Annotated in this window: 14 protein-coding genes; 1 reads left to right on the top strand and 13 read right to left on the bottom strand. The window is 39.6% G+C overall.

Annotated elements, in window-relative coordinates; all coding sequences use genetic code 11:
* Positions 1 to 3: 3 nt before the first annotated feature.
* Together AC0VYO_RS00275 and metG are read right to left on the bottom strand one after the other, a co-directional pair.
* Positions 4 to 774 (bottom strand): TatD family hydrolase, encoded by a 771-nt coding sequence (locus AC0VYO_RS00275; protein WP_303536035.1) that lies wholly within the window; start codon positions 772 to 774, stop codon positions 4 to 6.
* Between the two features lie 279 nt (positions 775 to 1053).
* Positions 1054 to 2994 carry a methionine--tRNA ligase gene (metG, locus tag AC0VYO_RS00270; protein ID WP_475368280.1) on the bottom strand — a complete coding sequence of 647 codons (1941 nt, stop codon included), beginning with the start codon at positions 2992 to 2994 and terminating at the stop codon, positions 1054 to 1056.
* Positions 2995 to 3530: 536 nt separating this feature from the next.
* Here metG and AC0VYO_RS00265 point away from each other — a divergent pair.
* A complete protein-coding gene (locus AC0VYO_RS00265) occupies positions 3531 to 3809 on the top strand; it encodes an AbrB/MazE/SpoVT family DNA-binding domain-containing protein (RefSeq protein WP_136948810.1) in 279 nt (92 codons plus the stop codon).
* A 51-nt stretch (positions 3810 to 3860) separates the two neighbouring features.
* On the opposite strand, the gene rsmI is transcribed toward AC0VYO_RS00265, so the two are convergent.
* From rsmI to AC0VYO_RS00210, 11 genes are all read right to left on the bottom strand, one after another.
* Positions 3861 to 4730 (bottom strand): 16S rRNA (cytidine(1402)-2'-O)-methyltransferase, encoded by an 870-nt coding sequence (gene rsmI / locus AC0VYO_RS00260; protein WP_475368279.1) that lies wholly within the window; start codon positions 4728 to 4730, stop codon positions 3861 to 3863.
* On the bottom strand, positions 4690 to 4992 hold the full coding sequence (locus AC0VYO_RS00255; RefSeq protein ID WP_475368278.1) for a GIY-YIG nuclease family protein: 303 nt from the start codon (positions 4990 to 4992) through the stop codon (positions 4690 to 4692). Before AC0VYO_RS00255 ends, rsmI begins: the two co-directional genes overlap by 41 nt.
* Complete coding sequence (locus AC0VYO_RS00250) at positions 4979 to 5716, bottom strand: tRNA1(Val) (adenine(37)-N6)-methyltransferase (RefSeq protein WP_475368277.1); 738 nt, start codon at positions 5714 to 5716, stop codon at positions 4979 to 4981. The genes AC0VYO_RS00255 and AC0VYO_RS00250 overlap by 14 nt, the downstream gene beginning before the upstream one ends.
* A 103-nt stretch (positions 5717 to 5819) precedes the next feature.
* The gene (locus AC0VYO_RS00245) at positions 5820 to 7043 is read right to left on the bottom strand and encodes an ISL3 family transposase (RefSeq protein ID WP_475367286.1); all 1224 of its coding nucleotides are present in this window, start codon (positions 7041 to 7043) and stop codon (positions 5820 to 5822) included.
* A gap of 148 nt (positions 7044 to 7191) precedes the next feature.
* Positions 7192 to 7536, bottom strand: coding sequence for a DNA replication initiation control protein YabA (gene yabA, locus AC0VYO_RS00240; RefSeq protein WP_098445898.1), 345 nt, complete (start codon positions 7534 to 7536; stop codon positions 7192 to 7194).
* 16 nt (positions 7537 to 7552) lie between these two features.
* Positions 7553 to 8380 (bottom strand): PSP1 domain-containing protein, encoded by an 828-nt coding sequence (locus tag AC0VYO_RS00235; RefSeq protein ID WP_194222582.1) that lies wholly within the window; start codon positions 8378 to 8380, stop codon positions 7553 to 7555.
* 4 nt (positions 8381 to 8384) lie between these two features.
* The gene (gene holB, locus AC0VYO_RS00230; RefSeq protein WP_194222581.1) at positions 8385 to 9371 is read right to left on the bottom strand and encodes a DNA polymerase III subunit delta'; all 987 of its coding nucleotides are present in this window, start codon (positions 9369 to 9371) and stop codon (positions 8385 to 8387) included.
* Positions 9372 to 9397: 26 nt separating this feature from the next.
* The gene (locus tag AC0VYO_RS00225; RefSeq protein ID WP_048313368.1) at positions 9398 to 9727 is read right to left on the bottom strand and encodes a cyclic-di-AMP receptor; all 330 of its coding nucleotides are present in this window, start codon (positions 9725 to 9727) and stop codon (positions 9398 to 9400) included.
* 38 nt (positions 9728 to 9765) lie between these two features.
* Positions 9766 to 10404, bottom strand: a complete 639-nt coding sequence (gene tmk, locus AC0VYO_RS00220) for a dTMP kinase (protein ID WP_226616834.1) — start codon at positions 10402 to 10404, stop codon at positions 9766 to 9768.
* 4 nt (positions 10405 to 10408) lie between these two features.
* Positions 10409 to 11848, bottom strand: coding sequence for an aminotransferase class I/II-fold pyridoxal phosphate-dependent enzyme (locus AC0VYO_RS00215; RefSeq protein ID WP_475368276.1), 1440 nt, complete (start codon positions 11846 to 11848; stop codon positions 10409 to 10411).
* A 168-nt stretch (positions 11849 to 12016) separates the two neighbouring features.
* Positions 12017 to 12214 (bottom strand): sigma factor G inhibitor Gin, encoded by a 198-nt coding sequence (locus AC0VYO_RS00210; protein ID WP_194222578.1) that lies wholly within the window; start codon positions 12212 to 12214, stop codon positions 12017 to 12019.
* Positions 12215 to 12816 lie beyond the last annotated feature (602 nt).

Below are 12816 nucleotides of genomic sequence, written 5' to 3'. Positions count from 1 at the left end.
TTATTAGCGACTAATACCGAATAATGTCATAGCATTTTCGGATGTTCTTCTTGCTAATTCTTCATAATCCATTTCTTTCAAATCCGCAATTTGTTCAGCGATGAGCTTCACATATGAAGGTTCATTTCGCTTCCCGCGGTTTGGGTGTGGTGCTAGAAAAGGACAGTCCGTTTCAATTAGCAAACGATCAATTGGTATTTCTTTCGCTACTTCTTTTGGTAGTTTAGCGTTCTTAAACGTTACTGGTCCACCTAGAGAAATGTAGAAATTCATATCAAGGCACTCATTAGCCTCTTCTACAGTTCCAGCGAAACAGTGCATGATGCCACCTACCTCAGCTGCATTTTCTTCTTTCAATACATCAATGACATCTCGTGTCGCTTCACGATTATGTATGATGATCGGTAATTTCACTTTTTTCGCAAGTTGAATTTGCTTACGAAAAACATCTTTTTGTATGTCATGAGGTGATTTGTCCCAATGATAATCAAGTCCCATTTCACCGATTGCTACTACTTTTGGATGACCAGCAAGTTCTTCAATCCACTCAAGGTCCTCTTCTTTCATATCAATCGCATCAACAGGATGCCAACCTACGGCTGCATAAAGAAAATCATACTGTTCAACAAGTTCCATAGCATGTGTTATCGTTTCACGATCAAAACCAACAACAACCATCTTGCTTACTCCCGCTGCCTGGGCACGCTCAATTACTTCTTTTTGATCTTCGGAAAATTGTTCAACATTCAAATGCGTGTGTGTGTCGAATAACATGTCAAAACCCCTTCTCCGCTCTAGTACGATGCTAGTGTACCAAATGTCCTAGTTATTTTCTAAGTCTAAACAGTTTCATTTTAATTACATTTTGTTTACAATGCTCACAAAATAAGTTAGAATATTCTGTATATTAAGGTGTTTTGGTTCTTTTTTATATACTTATCTTGCAACTCAAAATGGAAGTTTAGTCACAAATAGCAAAGTAAATGGCAGGGATTTATTGTGAATTAGAAAGTAAAAAAGACCCGGTCTATTTTAAGACCGAGTCATATGTCATTATTTGATTTGTGTTCCATTTGGCAAGCTTTCAGCAATAGTCGACAATTTCAGCTCGCCGTCATGCTCACCTGCTAGAATCATACCTTCAGATAATTCTCCTCTAAGCTTTACTGGCTTAAGATTGGAAACACAAACAACTTTTTTGCCGATGAGTTCCTCTGGTTTATAATGTTTTGCAATTCCTGAAACAACTTGTCTCGTTTCATAACCAAGATCTAATTTTAATTTCAATAACTTATTGGCTTTTTTCACCGGCTCTACTTCAAGTACTTGGGCGACTCTTAAATCAACTTTTGTAAAGTCATCAATTGAAATTTCATCTAAATCTGGTTTTTCAATTGGCGGTGCTTCCTTAACGACATTGCCACCCATTTGTTCAACTATATATGCAACCTCTTCTTTACGGTCAAGTCTTGGGAAAAGCGGAGCATCTTTTTGAACCGTTGTACCACCGAATCCTTTTTTGAATCCTAATGATTCCCAACTTGTTTTCTCACCTTCTTCAATACCTAGCTGTGACCAGATCTTTTTAGGCGTTTGCGTAAGGAAAGGCTGCAATAGAATACCCACTTGTCTTAATGATTCAGCGAGGTGAACCATTACAGCACCAAGCTTGTCTTTATGAGTTTCATCTTTAGCAAGAATCCATGGTTCTGTTTCATCAATGTACTTGTTCGTTCGACTAATGAGCTGCCAAATCGAAGCAAGGGCAACTGAAAACTCCATGTTTTCAAGAGAGGTCTCTACTTTAGAAATTGTTGAATCTACCATCTCTACAAGAGTATCATCAAAATCTGTGACCGATCCTTCATACACAGGTACTTCACCGTCGAAGTACTTAGCGATCATCGCTACTGTTCGATTTAACAGGTTGCCGAGATCGTTCGCCAAATCATGATTGATTCGCTCCACAAAGCTCTCAGGTGTAAAGACGCCATCTGAACCGAACGGTACTTCACGCAATAAATAATAACGTAAAGCATCAAGGCCATAGCGATCAATTAAGGTAACTGGGTCAACCACATTACCTTTGGATTTAGACATTTTTCCATCTTTCATTAACAACCAACCATGAGCAAAGACTTTCTTTGGTAACGGCAGGTCTAGTGACATCAGCATAATTGGCCAGTAAATCGTATGGAAACGAACGATTTCTTTCCCAACAAGATGCACATCCGCTGGCCAGAACTTATTATAAAGCTCATCATTTTCAGTTCCATACCCAAGGGAGGTGATGTAATTGGACAATGCATCGATCCAAACATAAATGACATGTTTCGGATCTCCTGGAACTTTAACACCCCAGTCAAAAGAAGTTCTTGATACCGCAAGATCCTCAAGACCAGGCTTGATAAAGTTATTGATCATTTCATTTTTTCGAGATTCCGGCTGGATAAACTCGGGATTGTCTTCATAAAATTTCAATAGACGATCGGAATACTTGCCCATTTTAAAGAAGTAAGACTCTTCCTTTACTTTCTCCACCTCACGTCCACAGTCGGGACATTTCCCATCGACTAACTGGCGTTCAGTAAAGAAGGACTCACATTGTGTGCAATACCAACCTTCATATTGGTCAAGGTAGATATCACCCTTCTCATACATCTTTTGAAAAATCGTTTCGACAATTTCCTCGTGACGCTTTTCGGTTGTACGGATAAAATCATCGTAACTAATGTCTAACTTATCCCACAAATCTTTAATGCCAGCAACGATGTCATCAACATACTTCTGAGGAGTAACCCCCTGCTCGTGTGCTTTCTTTTGGATCTTTTGCCCATGTTCATCCGTTCCTGTTAAATACTGAACATCAAAACCTCTTAAACGCTTGTAACGTGCCATAGCATCTCCTGCTACAGTTGTGTAGGCATGACCTATGTGGAGCTTTCCACTAGGATAATAGATCGGTGTCGTAATATAAAACGTCTTGTCACCCATGTTGCTTCCTCCTTGATTAAAACAGTGATAAAGTGAAAAGCTTAATTCGTTCTTTAGAACAGTGAATCCCCCACCTTAACGCAAAATTGACTCACGTTTAGAGGTGGGGGCTACTGGATAAAAAGCTCCCGCCCCATGTAGGACGAGAACGTTAGCAACTCTCAACTACAGCCCGCGTTTGCGTATCGCTGTGTAACATCATTTTGTTCATTCAAGTACAATTCTTCTTCATCAAAATATAACTAATTTAAGGAAGAAATGCAAGGAAGCGGAGCTTAAATCGCGTAACCTACACAAATTTACAATTAATGTCGAAGGATTTACAAGAAAATTGTCGAATCATTTATTTAAGGAAATTAGGTTTTGGTAATAATATAGTACTTCGAATCCCGTAACAAACCTATTATAGGAAATATTTACCCTATTAAAAGGATTGACGCTTATGGGAAACACTGGTATTATATAGAACATAAATAGAGAAATTTGTCGAATCCTGACGTAATTAATAAAAAATTGGGAATAGGGGAGTATAAAACATGAAATCTACTGGTATTGTACGTAAAGTTGACGAGCTTGGCCGTGTTGTTATTCCGATCGAACTACGCCGTACACTTGGTATTGCAGAAAAGGACGCTCTTGAAATCTACGTTGACGATGAGCGCATCATCCTAAAAAAGTATAAGCCTAACATGACTTGCCAGGTAACTGGTGAAGTATCCGATGACAATCTTGCCATCGGTAACGGCAAACTAATCCTTAGTCGCGAAGGTGCGGAGCAAGTATTGGAAGAAATCCAAAAAGCTCTTGCTAAATAATGAATGTATAGAAAAGCTCCTGCCAATAAAGGCAGGAGCTTTTTTTGTACTCTAAGATTCTACATGATAGGCCTGATACACTTCTCTTTTTGGTAGCTCGCGATCAATCGACACTTGTTTGATCGCATCCTTACTTTTCATTCCGTCACTAATATAGTGTTCTACATGATCTCGTAAGGTGAAATCTTCCCACCAAAGCTCTTCATTCACTTCTTCAACTATGCCACCTTCGACGATCACACAAAATTCACCACGGATTTCATTTTCTTCACACCAGCGAAGCACCTCTTCAACTGATCCCCTAATAAACTCTTCATATTTCTTCGTTAATTCTCTTGCTATAATAATTTCTCTGTTTCCTAGAACTTCAAGAACCGCTTTCATCATTTCTTTTAAGCGGTGAGGAGCCTCATAGAATAGAACTGGTGAAGGAATTGTTTTTAGCTGTTGTAATTCAATTTTTCGCTCTTTCTTTTGTCTAGATAAAAAACCATAATAATAGAAATGCTGTGTTGGTAAACCTGATGCCACAAGAGCAGTAATTGCTGCATTCGCACCCGGTAATGGAATAACAGGAATTTCCTCTGCCACACATGCCGACACAATTTCATACCCTGGATCTGATATAGCAGGCATTCCAGCATCGCTTATAAGAGCAATACTTTGTCCTTCCCTTAAACGCTCCAAAAGTTTATTTCCACTCGATTCCTTATTATGTTCATGATAGCTAATCAACCGTGTCTCAATCTCAAAATGATTCGTTAGCTTTTTTGATTGTCTTGTATCTTCTGCAGCAATAAGATCTACGTCTTTTAACGTCTGTATAGCGCGGAAAGTCATATCATTCAGGTTTCCGATTGGGGTTGGTACTAGATAAAGTTTACCTGTCTCGCCCTCTTTGTAACTCTTCTGACTCCACATGAACTTGCCTCTTTTCTTTTATTATCTTTTCTTTTTGTATACGAGATAGTTGTTTGATCCGATATTCTTCTTGCATTGCTTCACTTTTTGTCTCGTATTCTGCTTGATAAACAAGGTGTAGTGGACCTCTCCCCCTCGTATATTTTGCACCTTTTCCACATTCATGTTGAGCTAATCGATGAGATAAGTCCGTCGTATAGCCAGTATAATAACTACCATCTCGACATTCGAGCATGTAAACAAAATGACTATAGTTCTTCATAAACATTTCTCATCTCGTCACTATACGTATTATCTTTCTGATAAACGATGAACGGCGGCAACACTTTTAAATCAGGCTTCCCATCTTTAATTCCTTCTATTAATAGCGTGTTTGCTTCTTTACCAGCTTTCGGATAAACAAGCTGCATTCTCTTAGGTTCAACACGGTATTTTCTCATTAGCGTCACAATATCAAGTAACCTCTCAGGACGATGAACCAGTGATACCTTCCCACCCTGTTTCGCTAAACGACTGCAAGATTGAATAACATCTTCGAGAGTACACATAACTTCATGTCGGGCGATGGTAAGGTGTTCATTTAGATTACGCTGTTCATTTCGCTTACTTTGAAAATAGGGTGGGTTGCATGTTACTGCATCATAAGATTCCTTTAATAACCCAGCTGGTAGGTCCCGAATATCTCCATGATGTAGGGTAAGCTGTTCATTAAGGTCATTTAAATCCACACTTCTCGTCCCCATGTCATATAGCCGATCTTGAATTTCGACCGCATCAATCGGAACCTGACTTCTTCTCGATAATAGAAGTGGAATAATGCCATTACCTGTACAAAGATCAATTATTTTACCACGTTTTATCGGCACCCAGGCAAATCGTGCAAGTAGAACGGCATCTAGAGAAAAAGAAAATACCGTTGGGCTTTGAATAATTCTTAATTCATTTTCAATGATGTAGTCAATCCGTTCATCATCATATAAATGCATGATGCTTTTCTCCTATCTATTTTAATTCTTTAGTGAACAAGTTATTTAATTGTAAAAAAGGTTCTAAATCAAATGTTGGGGTAGGAGATTCATCTCCTACTCCTTATCCTAGTTGAAAATGACGAATTTTTTTGTACTGATGATGTAAAAGGATCTTTCTTCGTAAGCGGTCATATCGCTTAAAACCAAAGGCATTTCGCTTAATGACCTTCGTTTGATTGTTTAAACCCTCGATAAAACCATTATTATAGTTCAAGGCAAAACTATTCAGGACTTCTGGTTGCCAGTTCTTAAGTGTTTGAACGGCTTGTCTGAACTCCTTCATATTCGCTGCTTCAACCGTTTTGTAGTAATTATACAGAGACTGTTTAACTTGGTTAGGATTCTCTTGACCGATTCGTTTCGCTTCCTCAAACCAGCTTCGAAACGCTTCTTTTAACTCGTAAGCCTTTCGTAATTCCTCGGATAATCCAAGGTAACGGTCCAGATACCACTTTTGTTTCTCACTCAACTGCTCATATCGCTTGTAAAAAACATGCTTCATTCGCTTGCACTTTTTACGGTCATAATCATGGAAATTCTGTTGAACTCTTCTTCGTACACGCTCTAATGCCCAATAGATGTAGCGACAAAAATGAAAGCGATCAGCCACGATGATCGGCTTTCCTAGTGCCTTTTGAACAGCTGACTTGAAGGCATAGCTCATGTCCATGATCACCACTTCAACTCGCGACCCCTTCTTGCGAAGATAGTCCTTTACGGTCTCAATGGAGCGATTAGGAAGGATATCCAAAGGCTGCTTTGTATCTCCATCCGCAATGACAACTTGATATTTTCCTTCATCGGTATCTCCTTTATATTCATCAATAGCGATGACACGAGGAAGATCACTCACTTCTTGAAGCGTTGGTGCGGCGACTTCATCAAACCGCCTTATCGCAGTTGAATGCGACGTACGAAATTGGGCTGCGGTATCCTTGAAATTCTTCCCCTGTACCACGCGTAATCCCAGGGCCTGATTCCATTCCTTTGAGTGACGCTGATAGCGATTGACGATCGAATTCCTTTCAGCGAATCGTTTCCCACAAGCACACACATAACGGCGCTTGCGATAAAACAAAAAAGCCGTTCGCTCAAATACTTTAAGGTGTTGTACTTTCTGAGTCCGATAATCATGAACACGTACAGTCCATTCTTCACATTGGGGGCACTGGTGCGCCTTCTTTGGCACTTCAATATGAACATGATACTGGCCATTAATGGCTTCCATTTTCGATACCATCACTTCTTCTAATCCGGGTAAATTCATGTTAAAATGCACGTACACGCAACTCCAATCTTTTTCTTGTTTCTCGTCAATTCAAGTTTAAAAGATATAGGAGCTTGCGTGTATTTTTGTGCTTCATTTTCTTAAACCCCAACAAATATTATAGAGCCGTAAAAAAGGTCTTTCCAGATGTGGAAAGACCAAATCACTACTTTTTATTTAAGAACGACAAGCAGAAAAGACAATCTCCCTCTGTCCGGATGCTACCGTAATGGAGATTACAAATATGAAAACCTTCTTGATATAATCTCGCAAGATTATCATACCCTTCTCCAACTTCTGGTTTACCGCGCTTCTTTTTTCCAGATGAATGACTCTTCGGCTCTGAAGTTTGTTCTAACCGCTCTCGCAAGTGGTGATTCTCAATTTCGAGATGGTGATTTTCTTCCAGAAGTCCTGCAAGATGTTCTTTTAGTTCGCCTAATTGTTTGTATAAGTCACCAATCTGTTCTTCCATTGAGCTTACACGTGAAAAAACTTCTTTTTTCTCCACTTCCGTTCCACCTCAATCAATCTGTGGCTTGCGTAGATACTGCGCCGTCTTGTATCAATTCATCAAGCGTATATTCTGTCACGCGGTTGAGTTCAAATAATTCGACCTGAACAAGACGTTCCAATATATTCAACCCAACAACTTTCCCTTTACCTTGTCCGGTTTGAATCGTCTTTCCAACGTCTGGAAGCTCTTTTTTACCGGATTCGTAAGCATCGTTCTCATATTTCAAACAGCACATTAACCTGCCGCAAAGACCAGAAATTTTAGCAGGATTTAAAGATAGATTTTGATCTTTCGCCATCTTAATCGAAACAGGTTCAAAATCACCAAGCCATGTTGAGCAACAAAGCATTCGGCCACATGGTCCAATTCCACCAAGCATCTTCGCTTCATCTCTTACACCAATCTGACGAAGTTCAATTCTTGTTCTAAAGATGGATGCGAGCCCTTTCACAAGTTCGCGGAAATCTACTCTTCCATCTGCTGTAAAGTAAAAGATGATCTTATTCCGATCAAATGTATATTCAACATCAACAAGCTTCATATCAAGCTTGTACTCTTCAATTTTAGAAACACACACTTCAAAAGCTTCTTCAGCTGCGTGTTTATTATCTTCTACCGCAAGGCGATCTTTTTCATCAGCTATGCGAATTACTTTCTTGAGAGGAAGTACAACATCCTCTTCATCAACTTGCTTGTTTGCTAATACGACTTTCCCAAATTCAACCCCTCTTGCAGTCTCCACGATAACAAATTCTTTGTTGGACACCTGGAGGCTACTCGGATCAAAGTAATAGATCTTCCCCGCTTTCTTAAAGCGAACGCCAACTACTTCATACACAAACTTATCCCTCCCGTAACCTGAGTACTAGCTGTTCCATCACAAACTGCGGGTTTGTGTTTGCACTCAGACGTCTTTTGGCATCAAGTATCGCCATCATATGCTGACTTATCTTCTTTCTTCCGAATTGAAGGGCATAACGTTCGAGCTTATCCTTCTGATCTGCATAGACAATCCGATTATCCTGCAGTTGTATTTTCATTATATCCTTATACCAAAAAAGCATAAGATTAAGTCCCATATCCTGCTGCGTTTTATCCTTAAAATGAGCTAGCCATTTGTCATGGATCGTTAGGAAAACCTGATGAGGTCTTTCCTTCAACTCTTCAGTCAATTGTATCACTATCGCTCTAGCCTGTGCAAACCACTCATCAAGCGCCAACTCCTTTGCTGCACGCTGATCATTCGTTAATTGAGCAGCTAATTTAGCAAGGTGTGGTGTTACTCCGTCATTCACTAAGGCTTGTTCCACCCCATTTGTTGAAAGGGGTTGAAATGTAATAACCTGGCACCTCGAATAAATCGTGGATAGAATATGCTGCTTTTGCTCTGTTAAGAGAATAGCCATCGTCATTTGTCCTGGCTCTTCAAGAAATTTAAGTAAACTATTAGCAGCTTGAGTTGTCATTCGATCTGAATGATTCAATATATAAACTTTCTTTCGAGATTCTACCCCAAGATAAGAGAATTCCTTCTGAAGCTTACGAATTTGATCGATTTTAATCGATTGTCCATCAGGTTCTAGGAGATGAAGATCGGGATGATTTCCAGAATCAATCCTTTTACAGTCTCTGCAGTTTTGACACGGATCGATTCCTGTTCTTTCCTGACAAAAATACGTTTTCGCCATATGAACCGCAATATCTTTTTTGCCTGTTCCTGCCCCACCGTCAAATAAATACGCATGAGAAAGACGTTCTTTCTTGAAACTATTTATGACCATTCTAACAACCGTGGGTTGCCGGTCTTTTAATTCATTCCAATCTGTCATTGCTATCACTCATCCTACCGTGCATATTAAAAATGATGGAAGGCCTCTACTGGAAGAACAAATACCGTTGCTCCTCCAACTGACACTTCAACAGGATACGGTACATAAGAATCTGCATTTCCTCCCATCGGAGAGACCGGTGCCACCATCTGTTCTCTACTCTGACAATTGTCTTTAATAATATCAAGAAGCTTTTGTACACGATGATCTTCCGTACCTACTAGAAATGTCGTATTTCCTGCACGTAAAAATCCACCTGTAGTCGCAAGCTTTGTCGCCTGGAAATTATGATCGACCAGGGCATTGGATAACCGATTGCTATCCTTATCCTGAACGACAGCCATTACTAGTTTCATGTGTATCCCTCCCCGGGCGGCAAGCATGCACCCGTCAATTAGTTATTACTACAATAGTTATCCCACAACACTGTAAAATCCTTTTTTATTGACGAAAAAATCTCATCGACAGCATTTTCACCATCGATCAAATGAATCCGTTCATTATTATTTTTATATAATTCCAGAAAAGCTTCTCTCACCTTTTCATGATAAGCTGTTCCTTTTTGTTCAATACGATCAAGTTGATTTCTTGCTGCCATTCTTTCTTTACCAACAGAAACAGGAAGATCAATCATATAGCTTCGATCAGGTGTTAGCCCTCCTGTTGCAAATTCATTGATGACCTTTATCGTTTCTACATCTAGTCCAAGGCCAACCCCCTGATAAGCAACTGATGCATCAACAAAGCGATCACATAGTACAAGATATCCTTCATTTAATGCTGGAAGAATCTTTTCTCTCACATGCTGAGCTCGGGATGAAGCATAAAGAAGTACTTCCGTCTCATCCACCATCTCTTCATGTTCTGGATTAAGGATCAAAGATCTAATTTGATCGCTTATAGCTGTACCACCTGGCTCTCTTGTATGAATAAAACGAATGCCTTCTTCGTTTAAATAATCGGCTAGTTTTTGAACCTGTGTTGACTTACCTGCGCCATCCGGTCCTTCAAATGTTATAAATAATCCTTTCAATGCCCTACTCCTCTTCTATTGCAATCTCAATCATATCACCATTCATCCCCTGTATGTGTCCTCCGCCATTCAACACTGTTTCTACTAGTTGGATCTTACCTAAAGTTATGCGCTCCCCTGGCAGAACGATAGGAATTCCTGGGGGATAGGGGATAATGGCTTTCGCTGCAATTAAACCAACAGCGTTTCTAATACTAACTGTATTGGTATTCATCGTTTCCAACTTCGCAAAAGAATAAGCAGGAAATGTTATCTCTTCATGATTCAACTGATTCATAGATATTCTAAATGTGGCTTCATCCCTATGAACTGCAATCCTTTCAAATGCCTGTAACGTTCGCTCATAAGCCTCACCATTAAATGCTATGGGACAAATGAGCAAAATGTTTAATGGGTCACTAAGCTCAACAAATATACCTTCCTTCTCAAGCTTTTTTGCCAAATCATATCCTGAGGTGCCAGATAACTGGACCGTTATTTTTATTGGATCAATCTGCTTATAAGCATGACTTACATCTCCAATAACGTTTATACCAGGAATCTTATTCAGCCGGTGCTTAAACTGAAGAATCTCTTCTAAAATTTGACCAAGTTGTTTATCAGGAAGTGAAGAAATATAGTGTCTTGCTAAATCGAGCGAAGCCATAATCGGGTATGAAGGGCTGCTTGATTGAAAGACTTGTAAATAATCGTTTATTGCATTCCTATATTTCGGATCACCTATATGTAAGTATGAGCCCATCGTCATGGCAGGGAGTGTTTTATGTGCTGATTGAACAACAACATCTGCTCCTTGTTTCAAAGCACTTTCAGGAAAAAACCTTTCTTTTACAAAATGTGCACCATGTGCTTCATCAACAAGAACCGGAATTCCTTTCTGATGAGCATAAGAAATGATCGGTTTTAGATCTTTCGTCATTCCGTAATAATTTGGGTTTGTCAGTACGATTGCTTTAATATTCTTATATTTTGTGATCGCTCGATGGATGAGATCGACTGACACACCTGTTGAAACCTGACTTTCCTCATCAATGGATGGACTAAGAAAAATAGGATGTGCTTTCGATAAGCGAAGTCCATTTAGTACTGATTTGTGACAGTTCTTCTGAACAAGAACAATGTCCCCTTCAGAACATAATGCCATGATCATCGCAAGGTTACCAGCTGAAGATCCCCCTACCAAAAAGCGGCTTTCAATACTTCCATAAAGATCAGCAGTAAGCTGCTCTGCCTTCTTAATTGGACCGTCTGCATGATGAAGATCATCTAGTCCAGAAAGTTCTGTGGCATCTATATTCAATATTTCTTTAAATGAGTTATCTGCACTTCTATAAGTTGAAAAAACCGTACCGTTTTTATGACCTGGTACATGAAATGAGAGGGGATTCTGATCCTTCCACATAGTTAATGCTTCATATAAAGGTGCTTGATCTGCTTTATTCATAAAACCAACTTCTATCTATCGAAGATTCATTGCTTATACTAGTATTCTATCATTATCTAGACTTTCGGAGAAGTAAAGGCGCAAGCAAATCTGTATCGTCTCTTCCTACTTACTGCTGCTTCACATTCGTACGTAAAAAAGCAGATAGCCTATAAAACAGCTATCTGCTTATGCTAATCGACTAAGTCGTAGTTTTCGTAGTTTTTCAAGATAAAATTGATAGTTTTCATGACTGGTATCTGTTTGAATTACCTTTCGCTCACACTCATAACAAATAAATCGGTCGCAAATATGAATACCTTTTAAACTGTGTTCTTCGCAAACAAGACAGCACTCACTTAAGCTATGCCTGATTGTCTTCTCCATCTTCCCACCTCCATGGTAAAAGCTTTGCCCAATTATAGTGGATCTATACCGATTCACTTCATTTCAGCCTATTTTTTTCTTCTTTCTATGGATATGTGGCTGTAACTTATCCCGTGTCAGTGATTTTAAAAAAGAAAGAAAATTTCATAGGTATATTATCCTTGTAGGATAAGAAGATATAAGAAGATACGAATTTAATTCCGCTATATTTCAGATGTTTCCGCGAAAATCGGATTAATTCCGCGCTTTTCCATGATAATCCCGCGAATTTGAGATTTATTCCGCGAACGTGAAAAAACCATACAAAAAAGCGAGAAACCCTCAGGTCTCTCGCTTCTCTTAGTTGCCCAGCGACGTCCTACTCTTGCAGGGGGAGATCCCCCAACTACCATCGGCGCTCGAGCTTAACTTCCGTGTTCTCATACGGGGCGCGATAAGCGGCGAACTTCGCCAGCTGCGCGATGCCAGATCCTCATGGATCTCTCGAATATCCACTCCGGTCTGACATCACTTGCTTCCTCGAATTTCTTACTTCTCCCACCCCTACGAAGCTTTCGAAGAAGTTTTTGATTGTCTTTCCTGCAGCTTTTTTCTCTTACGAG

The sequence above is a fragment of the Anaerobacillus sp. 63XJN7_4_ISO-PGPR-S23-413 genome (assembly GCF_056173725.1).
Note: the sequence above shows the minus strand (reverse complement) of the source record. Positions and strands in the feature narration are given on the sequence as shown.